The sequence below is a fragment of the Shuttleworthella satelles DSM 14600 genome (genome assembly GCF_000160115.1).
In the GTDB taxonomy this organism is placed as follows: domain Bacteria; phylum Bacillota; class Clostridia; order Lachnospirales; family Lachnospiraceae; genus Shuttleworthia; species Shuttleworthia satelles.
This window is the reverse complement of sequence record NZ_GG665866.1, coordinates 699300-717035: the sequence shown is the minus strand read 5'-3', so window position 1 is coordinate 717035 and position 17736 is coordinate 699300. Positions and strand designations below refer to the sequence as shown.

Annotated in this window: 14 protein-coding genes; 13 read left to right on the top strand and 1 reads right to left on the bottom strand. The window is 53.7% G+C overall.

What is annotated here, in order from left to right; translation table 11 throughout:
* Window positions 1–11 precede the first annotated feature (11 nt).
* From GCWU000342_RS03195 to pulA, 6 genes are all read left to right on the top strand, one after another.
* On the top strand, window positions 12–734 hold the full coding sequence (locus GCWU000342_RS03195) for a TraX family protein (RefSeq protein ID WP_045000611.1): 723 nt from the start codon (window positions 12–14) through the stop codon (window positions 732–734).
* Between the two features lie 186 nt (window positions 735–920).
* A complete protein-coding gene (proB, locus tag GCWU000342_RS03190; protein WP_006905812.1) occupies window positions 921–1721 on the top strand; it encodes a glutamate 5-kinase in 801 nt (266 codons plus the stop codon).
* Between the two features lie 67 nt (window positions 1722–1788).
* On the top strand, window positions 1789–3186 hold the full coding sequence (locus GCWU000342_RS03185) for an MATE family efflux transporter (protein ID WP_006905811.1): 1398 nt from the start codon (window positions 1789–1791) through the stop codon (window positions 3184–3186).
* A gap of 33 nt (window positions 3187–3219) precedes the next feature.
* Window positions 3220–4563 carry a replication-associated recombination protein A gene (locus tag GCWU000342_RS03180; RefSeq protein WP_006905810.1) on the top strand — a complete coding sequence of 448 codons (1344 nt, stop codon included), beginning with the start codon at window positions 3220–3222 and terminating at the stop codon, window positions 4561–4563.
* Between the two features lie 184 nt (window positions 4564–4747).
* On the top strand, window positions 4748–5557 hold the full coding sequence (gene proC, locus GCWU000342_RS03175; protein ID WP_006905809.1) for a pyrroline-5-carboxylate reductase: 810 nt from the start codon (window positions 4748–4750) through the stop codon (window positions 5555–5557).
* 57 nt (window positions 5558–5614) lie between these two features.
* Window positions 5615–7810 carry a type I pullulanase gene (gene pulA, locus GCWU000342_RS03170; protein ID WP_006905808.1) on the top strand — a complete coding sequence of 732 codons (2196 nt, stop codon included), beginning with the start codon at window positions 5615–5617 and terminating at the stop codon, window positions 7808–7810.
* A 117-nt stretch (window positions 7811–7927) separates the two neighbouring features.
* Here the strand turns inward: pulA and GCWU000342_RS03165 are convergent, their stop codons facing one another.
* Window positions 7928–8686, bottom strand: coding sequence for an alpha/beta fold hydrolase (locus GCWU000342_RS03165; RefSeq protein ID WP_006905807.1), 759 nt, complete (start codon window positions 8684–8686; stop codon window positions 7928–7930).
* Window positions 8687–8930: 244 nt separating this feature from the next.
* Here GCWU000342_RS03165 and glgB point away from each other — a divergent pair, with 244 nt between their 5' ends.
* The 7 genes from glgB to GCWU000342_RS03130 all read left to right on the top strand — a co-directional run bounded on the left by glgB (window position 8931) and on the right by GCWU000342_RS03130 (window position 17682).
* A complete protein-coding gene (gene glgB, locus GCWU000342_RS03160) occupies window positions 8931–10826 on the top strand; it encodes a 1,4-alpha-glucan branching protein GlgB (RefSeq protein WP_006905805.1) in 1896 nt (631 codons plus the stop codon).
* 67 nt (window positions 10827–10893) lie between these two features.
* The gene (locus GCWU000342_RS03155) at window positions 10894–12021 is read left to right on the top strand and encodes a glucose-1-phosphate adenylyltransferase (protein WP_242649967.1); all 1128 of its coding nucleotides are present in this window, start codon (window positions 10894–10896) and stop codon (window positions 12019–12021) included.
* Window positions 12011–13147, top strand: coding sequence for a glucose-1-phosphate adenylyltransferase subunit GlgD (gene glgD / locus GCWU000342_RS03150; protein ID WP_006905803.1), 1137 nt, complete (start codon window positions 12011–12013; stop codon window positions 13145–13147). The genes GCWU000342_RS03155 and glgD overlap by 11 nt, the downstream gene beginning before the upstream one ends.
* Window positions 13144–14580 (top strand): glycogen synthase GlgA, encoded by a 1437-nt coding sequence (gene glgA, locus GCWU000342_RS03145; protein ID WP_006905802.1) that lies wholly within the window; start codon window positions 13144–13146, stop codon window positions 14578–14580. Before glgD ends, glgA begins: the two co-directional genes overlap by 4 nt.
* 605 nt (window positions 14581–15185) lie before the next feature.
* The gene (locus GCWU000342_RS03140; protein ID WP_006905799.1) at window positions 15186–16028 is read left to right on the top strand and encodes a MurR/RpiR family transcriptional regulator; all 843 of its coding nucleotides are present in this window, start codon (window positions 15186–15188) and stop codon (window positions 16026–16028) included.
* An 89-nt stretch (window positions 16029–16117) separates the two neighbouring features.
* Window positions 16118–16864, top strand: coding sequence for a glucosamine-6-phosphate deaminase (gene nagB / locus GCWU000342_RS03135; protein WP_045000223.1), 747 nt, complete (start codon window positions 16118–16120; stop codon window positions 16862–16864).
* Between the two features lie 131 nt (window positions 16865–16995).
* On the top strand, window positions 16996–17682 hold the full coding sequence (locus GCWU000342_RS03130) for an N-acetylmannosamine-6-phosphate 2-epimerase (RefSeq protein WP_006905796.1): 687 nt from the start codon (window positions 16996–16998) through the stop codon (window positions 17680–17682).
* Window positions 17683–17736: the final 54 nt, after the last annotated feature.

Genomic DNA, 17736 nt, shown 5'->3' with positions numbered 1-17736 from the left:
ACAATAGCTCTATGAAAACGCTTTCTCTCAATCGAAATCAAATTAAATACCTGGTGATCCTGGCCATGGTCATTGATCACATCGCCTGGCGCTTTGTTCCATCCTGCAGCTGGCAGGGGCAGGCCATGCATTTCATCGGGCGGTTGACAGGGCCGGCGATGGCCTTTTTTATAGCGGAGGGATTTATCCACACGCGGAATCTGAAGAAATACCTGACCCGTATGGGGATTTTCGCTCTGATCTCCTGGATTCCCTTTTGCCTCTATTTCAATGTTCGCAGTCCTCTGGGGACCAATTTCGGCATCATATATACCCTCTTTCTGGGTCTTCTGGCCTGCTATTTTGACCAGAAAAAGGACCAGAACCCCCAGGTCCGCCGACTGGTGGTCTGCGCCTGCATGCTTTTGAGTATTTGGGGGGACTGGCCGGGATACGGGGTGATCATGCCCCTTTTGCTGGTCCGCAATTATCAGGATAAATCCCGCATGTGGAGAGCCTATTTTGAGATGACCATCATCTATACTTTTCTCCTGGGGTTCTTTGAGATTGTCGGCGGGGCGCCGATCCGCTGTGAAATGTATCTGTCGGGCATCCTCCTCCCCCTCTTTTTGCTCCGCTTTGCCTACAATGGCCAGGCCGGGAGCAGGAGGCCTTTTCACAAGTGGTTTTTCTATGTCTTTTACCCGGGACACCTGCTTGTCCTGTATGGGATCAGCCGCCTTTTGGCTTCTTGAGTCAAACAGAAAGGCCGGTCCGCGGTCAGGCAGGGCGGTGCCCTGCGAGAGGGATTGGATTTCATAAGATTTGACCTTATGTATCATTTGAGAGAGTTTGATCGGATCCCTGTTACAGGGGCCAAAAATATTCTATAATGGACAAACTCTCCTGAGTGATATCAGAATAGTCAAAGAGGAGCAGACATGGGAATTAAGAGAAAGCGAATCGTTGTCAAGGTGGGGACCTCAACTCTAACCAATGAGATGGGAAAGAGCAATCTGCGGACCCTGGATCATCTGGCGAGAGTATTGTCCGACATTCAGAATATGGGGCATGAAGTCCTCCTGGTTTCCTCCGGGGCTATCGCCGTGGGAGCCAACAAGATGCACCTGCCCGAGAAGCCGAGCCAGATGCGGATGAAACAGGCGGCTGCCGCTGTGGGTCAGTGCGAGAATATGTTTCTCTATGATAAATTCTTTGGGGAGTACGACAAGACAGTCGCTCAGATCCTCTTAAATGCGGAGGACATCGAACAGGAGGTCAAGCGGGAGAACCTGGCCAACACCTTCTTTGCCCTTTTGGAGCAGGGGATCATTCCCATTGTCAATGAGAATGACTCCGTCTCCTACACGGAGATCGAGTCGGAGGAGAAGCTCTTCGGAGACAATGATATGCTGTCTGCCGTCGTCTCCGTCCTCTGCCAGGCAGACCTTTTGGTGATCCTGTCAGATATTGAGGGATTTTATGACGCGGATCCCCGCCTCTTCAGGAATGCCAGGCTGATCTCCCGCATCGAGGAGATCACAAAAGAGACCTACGACCTGGCCGGCGGCGCCGGAAGCCGACGGGGAACCGGAGGTATGCAGACCAAGCTCAAGGCGGCGGAACTGGCTACGGCCAATGGAATAGATACCATAGTGACCAATGGGGCGCATCCGGAGTCCCTCTATGACATCATGGATGAGAAGAAGGTGGGGACCCTCTTCGTAGCCCGGGGAAAGTAATCGGATCAAATGAGATATCAGCCGGAGGGAGCCTTTGGAGTGGGCCCGGGCCGAAGAAAGGACTGTGATGAAGAGTGTACATTTGACAGAGGGAAGACCCCTGGCAGTCATTCTCCGCTTTACACTGCCGCTTTTTCTGGGCAATATGTTCATGCAGCTGTACAACCTGGTGGACACGGTCATCGTGGGCCGGTTCCTGGGGGAAAATGCTCTGGCGGCAGTCGGGTCAACCGGGACGATCATCTTTCTGGTCCAGGGGCTTGCTACCGGGCTGACAACCGGCTTTACCGTCCTGACAGCCCAGCATTTCGGGGCCATGGACCCGAAGGGGACCAGGCGGTCGGCTTCCAATGCCCTCATGCTGAGCTTTGGGGTCATTCTGATCCTGACCTTCTTCTCCACCCTCTTTATGCATAGAATCCTGCTGATAATGAACACACCGGCGGAGATCTATGATGACGCCTACCGCTATATCATTGTCATCTGCGCAGGCCTCTTCAGCATCGTTCTCTATACGCTGGGCTCTTCTTTGCTGACTGCGGTCGGTAATTCCAGGCTCCCCCTGGTCTTTCTCATGGTCGGTGCCGTCTGTAATATTGCGCTCGATTTGCTTTTTATTCCGGGTTTCGGTATGGGAACGGAGGGGGCGGCCTATGCCACGGTTATCTCCCAGGTGATCGCAGCCCTTGTCGCCGCTGTATATATCGGGCGAAAAATGCCAGATCTGCGACCTTATCGGGATTTCTGGAGACTTGACCGGGGCATGGCCATACGCCAGATTCGAGTCGGGGTTCCCATGGCCCTGCAGTTTGGCATCACCGCGTCGGGGACCATGGTCCTGCAGACGGCGGTCAATACCTTCGGCCCGACAGCCGTGGCGGCCTTTACGGCGGCCAGTAAGATGTCCACCCTGCTGACCCAGGGCTTCGCGGCGCTCGGACAGTCCATGGCTGCCTACGGAGGACAGAATTATGGGGCGGCTCGTCCCGACCGCATCCGGTCCGGGGTCAAAGCGGCCATGCAGATCGACGTCGCCTATGCGGCCCTGATCTCCATCCTGATCCTGCTCCTTCTTCATCCGCTCATGCGCCTGTTTTTCCCGGCGGGGACAGATACCGGGAAATTGATGGAATTTGCCAGACCCTATATCTACTTTTCCATGTCCTGTTACATTCCCCTGGGCATGATCTTCATCTTCCGCAACATTATGCAGGGCTGCGGTTACGGTTTTCTGCCGATGATGGGAGGGGTAGTGGAGCTGGTGGCCAGAGTCATTCCGGCGGCTGTCTCCATGCGGCTGGGCTCTTACCTGCTCGCGGCTGCCTGCGACGCATCCGCCTGGCTTACGGCCGGTCTCTTTACGGCCTTTGCCTATCATTTTTATGTGATTGGCAGGATCGAGCAGAGGATCAGGAGGGGCAGGGCCAGGATGGATGCAAGCCCCCCTGCGCCAAAGAAGGAATGAAAGCCCGCGAGGAAGCGGATTTGAAAGGATCACATGGATTTATTTGACTATGCCAGAAATAAAAATCAGGAGCATGAGTCTCCTCTGGCTTCCCGCCTGCGCCCGACCTGTCTGGAAGAGGTCGTTGGCCAGGAGCATATCATAGGAGAGGACAAGCTTCTCTACCGGGCCATCAAGGCGGATAAGCTGTCGTCAGTTATCTTCTATGGCCCGCCGGGGACAGGCAAGACGACTCTGGCCAGGGTGATCGCCAATACGACCTCCGCTGATTTCCGGCAGATCAATGCCACGACAGCGGGTAAGAAGGATATGCAGGAGGCTGTCGAGGCAGCCAAAGATACCCTTGGTATGTATGGCAAAAAGACCATCCTCTTTATTGATGAGATTCATCGCTTCAACAAGGGGCAGCAGGACTATCTCCTTCCCTATGTGGAGGACGGGACTGTTATCCTGATCGGGGCTACGACCGAGAATCCCTATTTTGAAGTCAATGGAGCCCTGCTCTCCCGGTCGGTGATCTTTGAGCTCAAACCTCTCTCTCAGGAGAACATTCGCAAGCTCCTGCTTCGGGCGATCAGCGACAGGGAAAAGGGGATGGGCAGCTATGGAGCCGTAATTGCGGAGGACGCGCTGGATTTTCTGGCGGATATGGCCAATGGAGATGCCAGAAATGCTCTCACGGCCATAGAACTCGGGATCCTGACGACTCCCCGATCCGAGGACGGCAAGATTCACATCAGTCTGGAGGTGGCCAGCGAGTGCATCCAGAGGCGGGTGGTCAAGTACGACAAGAAGGGAGACGGCCACTACGACACCATCTCTGCCTTCATCAAGTCCATGCGGGGCAGCGACCCCGATGCGGCGATCTATTATCTTGCCCGCATGCTCTATGCGGGAGAGGACGTCAAATTCATCGCGAGGCGGATCTGTATCTGCGCCTCGGAGGATGTGGGGAATGCGGATCCCATGGCCATGGTGGTCGCCAGCAGCGCGGCACAGGAGGTGGAGAGGATCGGCATGCCGGAGAGCCAGATTATCCTGGCCCAGGCAGCAGCCTATGTGGCCTGCGCTCCCAAATCGAATTCCGCGGTAAACGGAATCATGAAGGCGATGAAGACGGTCAAGACCACAATGACTGAGACCGTGCCGGGCCATCTGCGGGATGCCCATTACGGGGGGAGCACCAGGCTCGGGCATGGGATCGGCTACAAATACGCCCATGACTGGCCCAACCACTATGTCAGACAGCAGTATCTGCCGGACTCCCTGGTGGGAGAGCGATTCTATGAGCTGTCAGACCAGGGCTATGAGAAGCAGATGAAAGACTGGATGGAGCGGATCCGCAGAGAAGCGGAGGAAGAGACGGAGGAAGTGTGAGGGAAAGAGCAGGAAGAACTGCGAGCCAAGCGACTTCATGATAGAATAGGGCTTATTCCACTCAAGACGCGGAGATAGAATCAGTGACACAGGCGGGATGAGAATCTGATGCCGGAGTTAAGAGATCATAAGCTTTGCGGGATAGAATCGGCGGCGTAGGCGGGATGAGGAATCGGAGAGAAGTATGGAAGACAAAAGGATCGCTTTTATCGGGGCGGGCAATATGGCCTCCGCCATCATTCGAGGCATTATCAGTCAGGGGCTCTTTCTGGGGAATCAGATCATGGTCTCCGCCCCCAGCCAGTCCAGCCGAGACCGGATGGCGGCAGACTTCGGCGTGAAGACAACAGCGGACAATTGTCAGGCGGCGGCCTTCGGCCGGGTTTTAGTCCTGGCGGTCAAGCCCAAGGTCTTAGATGAGGTCATTTTACAGATCCGTGACGCGCTTGCAGAAGACACGCTGATCATCAGCATTGTCGCCGGGAAGAGCCTGAAGACCTTAGAGGGCGCTTTTGGACGCCCGGTCAGCCTGGTTCGCGTCATGCCCAATACGCCGGCCATGGTCGGGGAGGCCATGTCGGCGCTGACCCCAAATGGGGAACTGTCAAAAGAAAATATGGCCTTTGCCGTCAGGCTCTTTGAGGCCCTGGGAAGGGCGGAGGTGGTTCCGGAGAACCTGATGGACGCGGTGACCGGCCTGAGCGGATCTTCCCCGGCCTATATCTATATGCTGATTGAGGCTATGGCCGATGCAGGGGTCGCGTCAGGCCTGCCCAGATCTCAGGCCTACACCTTCGCGGCGCAGGCAGTTCTGGGATCCGCCAAAATGGTCTTGGAGACCGGCTTTGTGCCGGGACAGCTCAAGGACCAGGTGACCTCTCCGGGCGGGACGACGATAGCCGGACTCAAGGCCCTGGAAGAGGGCGGTTTTCGCGGCCTCGTCATGGACGGCATTCTGGCTGCGGTGAAGAAGTCAGAAGAGATGAAGGGCTGAGGAAAGGATCTCTGCCGGGCGGAGTGTTACTGAGAAAATGTTTGAAAGAGAGAGAGAATGGATAACCAACTGATGGTTCATTTCCACAGCAAGGATGGAGATGGGCGTCATTATAGCATGTGGAAATGGCTGGACGGATACTGGGGGCAGGACGCTTCTTTCTCCGGTAGAGACGACTTCGGTCTCTATGGACAGATCAGCTTTCCCGCCAGCCGCTTTATGACCCTGGTGAATCTGCTGGTCAAGACGGACGACTGGTCGAAACAGACGAATGACTATAAGGTCAGGCGCTTTGTCGGGGATGCTCCCAACGAGATCTGGCTGGTGGAAGGAGACGGACAGGTGTATTACTCCAAGCAGGCGGCCCTGACCAGTCCTCATCTGAAGAATCCGGATCAGACGGCCTTTGATATGGCGGTTCACATTCAGGATTTTGATCGCCGCTGGGGCTTTCAGGGCTGGCTGGGATACCGTTACAATCCGTCTGAGACCTGTTTTCGCCTCTGGTCTCCGCTGGCGCACCGGGTTGAACTGGTCTTATATGCCGCCGGAGAAGAGCGGGCCCGTGTCTATGACATGAAGCGTGGGAAGAGGGTTCATTTCGCTGATCACAGGAAGAATACGCGAGGAGTCTGGTCTCTGACGATCGAGGAGGATTTAAGGGGGGCATCCTATGTCTACCGGGTCTACCACGAGGACGATTTCTACCAGGAGACGAGAGACCCATACAGTATTGCCCTGACCCTGGACAATCAGAGGAGCCTGATTGCGGCGCCCCAGGACCTGGTTCCGGAGAATTTCAAGGTGGAGCATGGGGCAAATGCCGTCTGGCGGGTGAACAACCCCTGTTCCGCGGTGATTGTGGAGCTTCATCTGAGGGATTTCACCAAGTCCGCCAGCTCTGGACTGGAGGCCGGGTTAAGAGGGACTTTCCTGGGAGCCTGTCAGCCGGGTACGCGAAACGCCTGTGGAGACGTGACTGCCTTCGACTATATCAGGCAGATGGGCTATTCCTATGTTCAGCTGCAGCCTGTTTTTGACCACCACAAGACCTACGACGCGGACGGAAATCTCAATTATAACTGGGGGTACGACCCGGAGAACTACAATGTGCCGGACAGGCAGTTCGCCGCGGATCAGAAGGATCCCCTGGCGCCGATTCTGGAGATGAAGCGGATGATACAGGCCTATCACGAGGCCGGGATCGGGGTCATCATGGACGTGGTCTACAACCACACCTATTCTTCCTTCCGATCTCCCTTCCAGCTTTCGGTGCCGAATTACTACTACCGCATGAACTATGACGGCTCCTTCCAGGACGGGTCGGGATGCGGCAATGAGACGGCCAGTGAGAAGGAGATGTACCGGAAGTACATGATCGATTCCCTCAGCTATTGGGCCGGGGAATTTGGGGTTGACGGCTTCCGCTTTGACCTGATGGGACTTCACGATGTCGATACCATGAATGCCATACGGTCCGCCATGGATCGGATCGATCCACGGATTCTCATCTATGGAGAGGGCTGGGATATGGGCCGCGGCTTGCCGGGCCAGTACAAGGCCACCAAGGGCAATGCCCACTTCATGCCCCGGATCGCCTTCTTTAATGACGATGAGCGAGACGCGGTCAAGGGGGCTGAGGTCTATGACCAGATCAAGAGGGGCTTTGTCTCGGGGCAGGCAGAGGAAGGCAGGATCGGCAAGGCCCTGCTCGGCAGCCTGGCCTTCGTATCCTATGTCGCTCCCAACCAGGTCTTGAACTACATCGAGGCACATGACAATTACAATCTGAACGATCTTTTGACCCTCCTGCACCCGGGGGAGTCCGAGGAGGAGCTGGAAAAGCGGGTCTACCTGGCCAATGCCCTGAATCTGCTCATGCAGGGCCTCTGTTTCATGCAGCTGGGGCAGGAGTTTCAGCGGACCAAGCTTGTGGCGACGGGTCAGAACGGGGAGTACACGGACAGCGATTACGCCAGGGCCAGGAACAGTTATAATGCTCCGGACGCGGTTAATGCCATTGACTGGAACCGGATTACGCGCAAGGCGGACCTGATCGCGGCGGTCAGGGATCTGATCCGCCTGAAGAAGACAGCGCCGGAGTTCTCCTGCAAGAGCTACGAGGAGATTGGAAATCAGATGCGGATCAAGAGCAGTCAGGGGGGATCCGGACTTGTGGCCCTGGAGAGCCTGGGCGCCAGTAAAAAGCGCTATTGCTTTGACAACCGTAAAAAGACGCTTGAGATTTCCTGATTTACTTCAATTGAAAAGGGTCTGTGAGGAAATGAGCTTTCATTTCTTCACAGACCCTTTCCTGCGCGATCAGAGAATGCCAAAGAGTATCTTATCAGAAAATGCCAAAAGGGTATCTTATTGGAGCAATTTCCGGAACAGGGCCGTCATTTTCTCCGGATGAAGGGAGGCCATGCTGGCGTGTCCGCAATTCTTCATCCGAACCAACCTGGCCTGGGGGAAGTTTTTCCTGATATATCGGATGTCCCATTTGCGGTCTTTTTGTTCCTTGTCCCCATACCAGTATTCCATATGCCCGGGGATTTCCGGCACAGGATCCGGTATCCGGTAATTGTTGCAGGACTCGAAGGTCCGCCAGATCGTCCGGTAGCTCATAAAGCCAAGCGTCTTCTCGATGTATTTCAAATCCTCCGCGCTGTATTCATCCGTGGAGAAAACCTTTTCCAGCAATTTCAGACCGCCGATTTTTCCCATGGACACCATCAGAAAATCTCTGGCCGCAATGAGACGGGTAATGATCCGCGGGAGCTGATAGGGGGTAATTCCCCCGTCAATGACCGCGTTATCTATCGCGATGAGACGATCCGCCAACATGCGGATGACAATGCTTCCCCCCATGGAACATCCGTATAAGAGATCGATGTGATCTATGTTTCTTGCGGACAGAAAACCGGCGATCTGCGACGCGATCTCCTCCACGCTCGTGTAGTCCATATCCGGGTTTGACTCATCATATCCGGGCAGAGCAGGGATCAGCAGATGAAAGTCCCTTTCGAGAAGGGGGATCAGATAAGAAAAATAGTCCCACATGACCGCGGAGGGATGGATGAGCACGATTACCTTCTCATTCTGTGTCCCGTATTCATGAAATGTCATCTATCTGCATCTCCTCTATTATTTCCACATTCCCGGCTTATCAAACATCTGCTATTTTAGATTTCCTCGCCGACGCGAGGGGCAGGAAATTGTTCTTAAAAAAATGCTGATTTAACTATTATGACACTTTCTGAAAGTTAATTCAATAATGTAAATGCAAATTAATAATTTTCAGATAAACACAAGTAAGTGATATAATAGATTTAACGATTACATGGTCGTATTCGAGAAGTGAGGTGATCGTATGCGTTTGGAAGAGGAAATGTACACATTCGGGCTGGGTGAGAATTTTCACCTGCAGGACTACCTGGGGCTTCATCAGGATGAAAGCCGGGAGGGGGCGTTCGTTTTTCGCGTCTGGGCTCCGCACGCCGAGCAGGTTCAGCTGATCGGAGACTTTACCGGCTGGTTCCAGAATCCGATCGATATGGTCAGGAACCATATCGGGGTCTGGGAGGTTTCTTCCGATCTTCCCAGGGAGGGGCAGATCTATAAGTACCTGGTGAAGAGAAAGGGAGGACAGGTCGTTGAGAAGATGGATCCCTTTGCGAGCTATTTGGAAGCCAGGCCGGGGACAGGCGCGATTGTCCGTCTGAAGAGAGAGAGGAAATGGAAGGATGGTCCCTGGATGGGACGGCGCAAGCGGTTTGGATTTCAGAAGCGTCCGGTCAATATCTATGAGGTACACGCGTCTTCCTGGAAGCTTAGAGAAGACGGGACTCCCTACACGTTTCGGGAGTTGAAGGAGGAACTGATCCCCTATCTGGAGAAGATGCACTACACTCACGTGGAGTTCTTGCCCCTCATGGCACACCCACTGGGAATGAGCTGGGGATATCAGCTCATGGGTTATTTTGCTCTGGAGCATACCTATGGAAGTCCGGAGGATTTTCAGGATTTTGTCGAGGCCTGTCACCAGCATAATATCGGGGTGCTCGTGGACTGGGTGCCAGGACATTTTACGCAGAATGATGACGCCCTGGCTTATTTCGACGGGACGCCGACCTTTGAGTACCAGGATCACCACCGGGCCCACAATTATCGCTGGGGCGCTTTGAATTTCGATCTGGGCAAGAATCAGGTGCAGTCCTTTTTGCTCTCAAGTGCTCTATTCTGGCTGGAGGAATATCATATCGACGGGCTTCGCGTGGACGCGGTCTCTAATATGCTCTACCTGGACTACGACGAGGGACCCTGGACACCGAATCAGGAGGGGGGCAACCGCAACATTGAGGGATACAACTTCCTGCGGCGGCTCAATGGGGTCGTTAAGTTCTATCATCCGGATGTTATGATGATCGCCGAGGAGTCCACGGCAGCTACGCCGATTACAAGGCCCTTTGAAGAGGGAGGTCTGGGCTTTGACTTCAAGTGGGACATGGGATGGATGAACGATATTCTCAGGTTCTATGAGGAGGATCCCATTTACCGCCAGTACGACTTCAACCTGGTGACATTCAGCTTCATGTATGTCTTCAATGAACACTTCGTCCTCCCGTTTTCCCATGATGAGGTGGTTCATGGCAAGAAGAGCATGATGCATAAGATGTGGGGAGACCGCTACAATCAATTCGCAGGACTGCGAAACCTGTACGCCTACCAGATCTGCCATCCAGGGAAGAAGCTCCTCTTTATGGGTTCTGAATTCGGTCAGTTCCTGGAATGGAAATACGATTATCAACTGGAATGGGGCAATCTGGACGACCGCATGAACCGGCAGATGCAGTATTTCACCAGTCGTCTCAATGCCTTCTACAAAGAGCACAAGGCCCTCTGGCAGATCGATGATTCCTACGATGGTTTGGAGGTGATCGACGCGGACAATCGGGCGGAGAGCGTCCTCTCATTTATCCGCAAGGGGGATAAGGGAGATTTTTTGGTCTGCGTCTTCAATATGACGCCGGTGGAGCGAAAGAATTTCACCATCGGGGTTCCTGTCGCCGGGCTCTATCAGGAGGTCATCAATACAGAGCTTGAGGAATTCGGCGGTGTGTGGAAGGAGCACAATCCTGACACTATGACGCAGGAGGGGAGCTGGAAGGACTATACAAACACGCTCAGCTTCACCCTGCCGGCGCTCGGCGCCAGTGTATGGAGGGTGAAACGCCGCGTGAAGCAGCCGAAGACTCACAGAGAATAAAGACATCAGTACAGAGCAATCATGGTATCCGTGATCAGAAAAGGGGTGGATCTACATGAAAAATGAAATGTTGGCTTTAATTCTTGCCGGCGGGCAGGGGACGCGTCTGGGGAAACTGACGCAGAACATCGCCAAACCGGCGGTACAGTTTGGGGGACGCTATCGGATCATTGACTTTGCCCTGTCCAATTGCGCCAATTCCGGAATTAAGAATGTCGGTGTGATCACCCAGTATCAGCCCCTGATCTTAAACAGCCATATCGGAAACGGATCTTCCTGGGGCCTGGACGGAATTGATACCGGTGCAACCATCCTCCAGCCCTATTCCGCCAAGGAGGGGAATCGCTGGTTCCTGGGGACCAGCCATGCCATATACCAGAATATGGATTACATCGACAGCATCAACCCCAAATATGTCCTCATTCTCTCGGGCGACCATATTTACAAGATGGACTATGACGACATGCTCAGACAGCACAAGGATAAGCATGCCAGTCTGACTGTGGCGGTCATCGATGTGCCTCTGGAAGAGGCCAGCCGCTTTGGAATCATGAACACGGATGCTAATGACCGGATTGTCGAATTTGAGGAGAAGCCCAAGCATCCCAAGTCAAGGCACGCTTCCATGGGAATCTACATTTTTGACTGGCAGAAATTAAAGACCATGCTTGTCAATGCCGAGAAAAATGAAGTGGACATGTCTGATTTCGGCAAAAATGTTATTCCCGCCTATCTGGAACACGGCGAACCGGTATACACCTATCATTTCCACGGCTACTGGAAAGACGTCGGAACCATCGAGTCTCTCTGGGAGGCCAATATGGAGTACATTGAGGTGGACAATGCCTTGAACAGCCGCGACCGGTCCTGGAAGATCTACTCGAAGAATGTCATTGCCCCGCCCAACTTCATCAGTGACGAGGCGACGGTCAACGATTCCCTTGTCGTCGACGGCTGCTTCGTCTCCGGCGAGATCGAACATTCCATCCTGTCAACCAATGTCAAGGTGGAAGAAGGGGCGGTGATCAAGGACAGCTTCGTCATGAGCGGAGCTACCGTTAAGGCCGGGGCCCATGTGACGCGGGCCATTGTCGGCGAGGGCGCTACCATTGGTGAGAATGTTGTGATCGATGGCAGCGAGGAAGTGGCAGTTGTCGGGTATAACGAAGTAGTGGGGGCGCCAGATGAAGATTGATAAATATACAGCGATTTTAGGAAATGTGGGAGCAGGTTGTCTGGATATGGGAGGTCTGACGAAGGAAAGACCCCTGGCGACGCTTCCCTTTGACGGGAAGTACCGACTGATCGACTTTCAGCTGTCAAGCATCGCCAATTCCGGGATTCGCAGCGTCTATGCGATTTTCAGCGGGAAGAATGTCCGCTCGGTCTTCGACCATGTCAGGTCCGGACGGGTCTGGGGTCTGAACACCCTGTTGAGCCATTATTTTCCTTCCTTTCTTGAGGACCAGGAGGACTGCCGGATGGCAGATAGGGAATACTACAGTCAGCTCCTGACTTACCTGAAGACATCGGGGTCTGACCAGACCATCTATATGCCCTTTGATATTCTCTGCAATATCAATCTGGAGCAGGTCATCCATGTCCACAATGCCAGTGGCGGCAAGGTGACTGTGGTCTATAAGAGGCTGCCCAAGACGCAGATCTCCGAGATGAACGAGATCCTGCAAATTGACGATACGGATACGGTAGCGGGCAAGATCAGCCTTTCCGATGCCCCGGAGATTGCCCCCATGAATGCGGATATCTACGTGGTTGATACCCCCTGGCTGATCGAGAAGCTGGAGGAGGAAGCGAAGAAAGAACAGATGAGAAAGATCTGCTTTGTCCTTCGGGATCTTTTGGCAGAAGCGGGGGCACTGGCCTTCGAGCACTCGGGATATCTGGCCAATATCAACTCGGTTCAGGCCTACTACCAGGCCAATATGGACATGCTTGACCCGCAGAAGTTCTACGCTCTTTTCTACGGGAACCAGAAGATCTACACTAAGGTCAAGAATGAGGAAGCGACCTATTTCGACGCGGACTCACGGATCAAGAATTCACAGTTTGCCTCTGGATCCATCATCAGAGGAGCGGTCGAGCACTCTGTCGTGGGACGCAACTGCCTGGTCGACGAGAGCGCGAGCGTCAGATGGTCCGTAGTCTCCCCGAAGGTGCAAATTCATAAGATGGCCACGGTAGAGTACGCGATTATCGATAAGAATGTGCAGATCCCCGAGGGAGTGACGCTTCGCGGCAGCGCTGATAACCTATTGGTCATCGGCAAGGGACAGGAGATCACAGGAGATATTATTCAATGAAAATTATGTTTGCAGCGGCGGAAGGGGCACCTTTTGCCAAGACGGGTGGCCTGGGGGATGTGATTGGAGCCCTTCCCAAGGCTCTGGCGAAAAAGGGGAATGAGGTCATTGTCGTTCTTCCCTATTATGACCTGGTGGATGCCGGGTTCGGCGATCAGGTCTCCTATGAGGGATACTACTATACCGATGTGGGCTGGCGCCATCAGTATGTCGGGATCAGAAAGCTGATCCGGGATGGGGTCACCTTCTATTTCCTGGACAATCAGCAGTATTTCTTCCGGGGCAGGGTCTACGGAGAGGGAGATGACGGCGAGCGCTTTGCCTTCTTCCAGCTGGCGGCCATCGAGCTCATGGAGCGGATCGATTTCATTCCGGATGTGCTTCATGTCCACGACTATCACACGGCCATGATCCCCTTCCTGCTCAAGGAGAAGTATCACTGGATTCAGGCCTATCAGGGAATCCGGACGGTCTTTACCATTCATAACATCGAATTCCAGGGCCAGTTTGACAGCAGTATGTTAGGGGAGCTCTTCGGCGTGGGCTATCGCCGCTATGCAGACGGAATCCTCCGCTGGAACAACTGCCTGAACTGGATGAAGGCAGGCGTTCTCTATGCCGACCGGGTGACGACGGTGTCCCCCTCCTACGCGCAGGAGATCCAGAGGCCGGAATTCGGCAAGGGGCTTGACCAGATCATGCGGATGGAGTCCGGCAAGCTATCCGGCCTTGTCAACGGGATAGACACCGATCTCTTTAACCCGGAGACGGACCCGCTCATCCCCCATCATTTCTCGGCGAAGGACCTGTCCGGCAAAGCCCTTGACAAGGAGGAACTCCAGAGGCGTGTGGGTCTTCCGGTCCGCTCGGATGTGCCCTTGATCGGGATTGTATCCAGATTGACAGACCAGAAGGGATTCGGTCTGGTGGTCAGTGAATTGAACAACCTCCTGCGACATGACCTGCAGATGGTTGTCCTGGGGACCGGATACCCTGCCTACGAGCATGATTTCTGGTGGTTCGGCCAGACCTTTAGGGATAAGGTATCGGCCCATATCACCTTCAACCTGGAACTTGCCCAACAGATCTACGCGGGCTGTGACCTCTTCCTCATGCCGTCTGCCTTTGAGCCCTGCGGCCTGTCGCAGATGATGTCCATGCGTTACGGGACACTTCCGATCGTCAGTGAGGTCGGCGGGCTTAAGGATACGGTTACGCCGTACAATGTCGTGACCCATGAGGGCACAGGCTTCTCCTTCCGGGAATTCTCCGGCTACTGGATGGTCAAGACCATTGAGAGGGCCCTTGATGTCTATCACAATGACAGAGAAGGATGGAGGGATCTTCAGCAGAATGCCATGACCAGGGATTTCTCATGGGATACCGCCAGTCAGGCCTACCTTGATCTCTACCGTCAGCTGATCCCCGCATAGGAGATGACAGGGATTCAATTGCGTTGATTCGCTCGGAGAAAGAGACTGGAATTCAATTGAGTTGAGTTACTTGGCGAAAGGGCAGGAATACAATTGCGTTGATTCACTTGGCGAAAGAGGCAGAAATCGAATCTGGGGAGAGACTTTGACAGAGAAGACCGGCTCTTTGATCGGCAGATACAGCTGCGGATCAAAGGGCTGGTTTTTTCTGTCTTTTATCGTCAAAAGAATGGCTCTATGTCAAATATTGGGGCGGGATCCTTTGGGAGCCCGCCCATAATACTGTGTTTGGGCGGATTTAGGTGTTCCATGGTATGTCAGCATCTTTTATGGCATAACAAATAAACCCCTGAGCGCCAAGCTTGTTTTCAGTTACTAATTCATTGCCATCAGGATCCGGGATACAGCGCTGCAGGCGAGCTGCGAAAAGCCCATGATCAGAGATGACTGAAAATTATAGACAGTTTATGTGAAGACATGAAAATAATGTTGAAAATAAATTTCGGCCAACCTATAATCAGTTGGGACAGGAAGTTCAAACAAAAACAGGAAGTTGAAATAAAGAACAGAAAAAAGGCAATAGGACAAGCGATTAGGAGGATTTTATGGCAATTCCGAATGTGTTGCTGTCTATGCAGCTCTCTTATAACCAATTGACCAGAACCGAGAAGAAGATTGCCGACTATGTGCAGAAAAACGCCCAGAAGGTTCTTTTCATGTCGATTACGGAGCTGGCGGAGGAGTGCCATGTGGCGGACGCCTCGGTGCACCGCTTCTGCCGTACCATCGGGGCAAAGGGCTACCAGGAGTTTAAGATGTGGCTCTCGATCAATATGGGACATGAGAAGGGCGAGGAGGAAAGCGAAGAAGAGGATGGCAAGGAGCCGATCTTCCAGCAGGTATTGAAGAGCCATCTGGAGGCCATTAACGAGACCAACCAGCTTCTAGATAAGGAGAAGGTGGATCAGGCGGTCAGAATGTTGACCGAGGCCAGACAGATCATGTTCTTCGGGGTAGGCGACAGTAAGACGGCGGCCATTGAGGCCAACAACAAGTTCCTGCATGTCACGCCCAAGGTGATGTGCGCAGGGGATACCCACCTGCAGGCCATGGCGGCCTCTATGATGACAGAAGAGGACTTGCTCTTTGTGGTGTCCTATTCCGGATCGACCAAGGATACTGTCGAGGTGGCACAGATCGCAAAAGAGGCGGGGGCCAAGGTTATTTCCATCACCCGCTTCCTCAAGTCCCCTCTGACCGAGTTCTCAGACTGCGTCTTGATCTGCGGCTCCAAGGAAGGGCCTCTGGAAGGGGGATCCATGGGGGCCAAATTAAGCCAGCTGCATATCATTGACATTCTCTATCAGTGTTATTTTAAGGCGAACGGTAAGAAGGCCAGGGAAAATCGTCAAAAGACAGCAAATGCTGTGGTAAATAAGCTCTATTAGACCGGCCGGGCGAGAGAGGGGGGAATACCCGCGCGTGTTCGGAGATGATGAAACAGGACAAGATGAGAGTTTTAAGAAGAGGGGGAGCTATGGTAAGAATCTATCAGGCAGAAGATGAAGGACAGATGAGCCGGCAGGCGGCCAATCTGATTTCGGCGCAGGTGATCTTAAAGCCGGACGCGGTTTTGGGTCTGGCCACGGGATCATCCCCGATCGGGACCTATCGGCAGCTGGTGGAGTGGCATCGAAAGGGAGATATTGATTTCTCGGAAGTAAAGACGGTAAATCTGGACGAATATCTGGGGCTGGACGGCAGCTCCCCCGCCAGCTACCGTTTCTTCATGAACGAGCACCTCTTTGACAAGGTCAATATCGACGTCAATCATACGCACGTGCCCAACGGGATGGCGGAGGATATAGACAGAGAGTGCAGGGACTACGATCGCCTGGTTCAGGACCTGGGAGGGGTTGACCTGCAGCTTCTCGGGCTGGGCCACAATGGGCATATCGGTTTCAATGAGCCGGGGGATGCCTTTGAGAACGGGACGCACGTGGTTGAGCTGACGGAGAGCACGATCAATGCCAATGCCCGCCTCTTTGCCCGCAGAGAGGATGTGCCCAGGCGGGCAATTACGATGGGGGTCGGAAGCATTTTGCGGGCCAAAAAGATTCTGGTGATTGTCAGCGGAGAGGATAAGGCCCGAGCGGTCAGGGACGCATTCTTCGGCCCGGTGACACCCCAGCTGCCGGCCTCGATTCTCCAGCTGCACAGGGATGTTGTCCTGATTGCGGATCGGGCTGCCCTGCGTCTCTGCCGGATGGAAGGCAGATTGTGATTTTTCCTGCGGCCTGCCGGAGGTCTTTTATAAACAAAAATGAAAGAAAAAATTTTCAAAAAGAAAATATATATTGAAAATACATTTATATCGTGATATGATCTCTCTATCAGAAGGGAAAGGGGAAGCAGATGAGAAATCGAGTGGAAGCACTCAAGGGTAAGCTCATTGTCTCATGTCAGGCTCTGGAGAATGAACCGCTTCATTCCTCTTTCATTATGGGACGCATGGCAGCCGCGGCGCAGGAAGGCGGTGCGGCCGGGATCCGGGCCAATACGGCGGAGGATATCAGAGAGATTCAGTCTACGGTCGATCTGCCTGTGATCGGCATTGTCAAGCGGGATTATCCGGATTGCCAGGTCTACATTACTCCTACCATGAAAGAGGTGGAGGAATTAATGGAAGTGAAGCCTGATATTATTGCTCTGGACGCGACCGGCGCTCTGCGACCGGACGGCAGGAGCCTGGATGACTTCTTTACTGAGCTAAAACGGGACTATCCGGGTCAGCTGTGGATGGCGGACTGCTCCACTGTTGAGGAAGCCATGCATGCCGACGCGCTCGGATTTGACTTTATCGGGACAACCATGGTGGGCTATACGCCCCAGAGCCGGGGAGATAAGATAGAGGCCAATGATTTCGATATCCTGAGGGCGATCATCGACAAAGCCAGGCATCGGGTGATTGCCGAGGGAAATATCAACACGCCGGAGAAGGCGAGAAGAGTGATTGATCTGGGAGCATTTGCCGTTGTGGTAGGCTCCATTATTACAAGACCGCAGCTGATCACCAGGGCATTCGCCCGGGCGCTGGAGTAGGGATCCACAGTAAGGAGAGAAAATCTCCGGGATCGTACATTTTAGGAGGGGTTT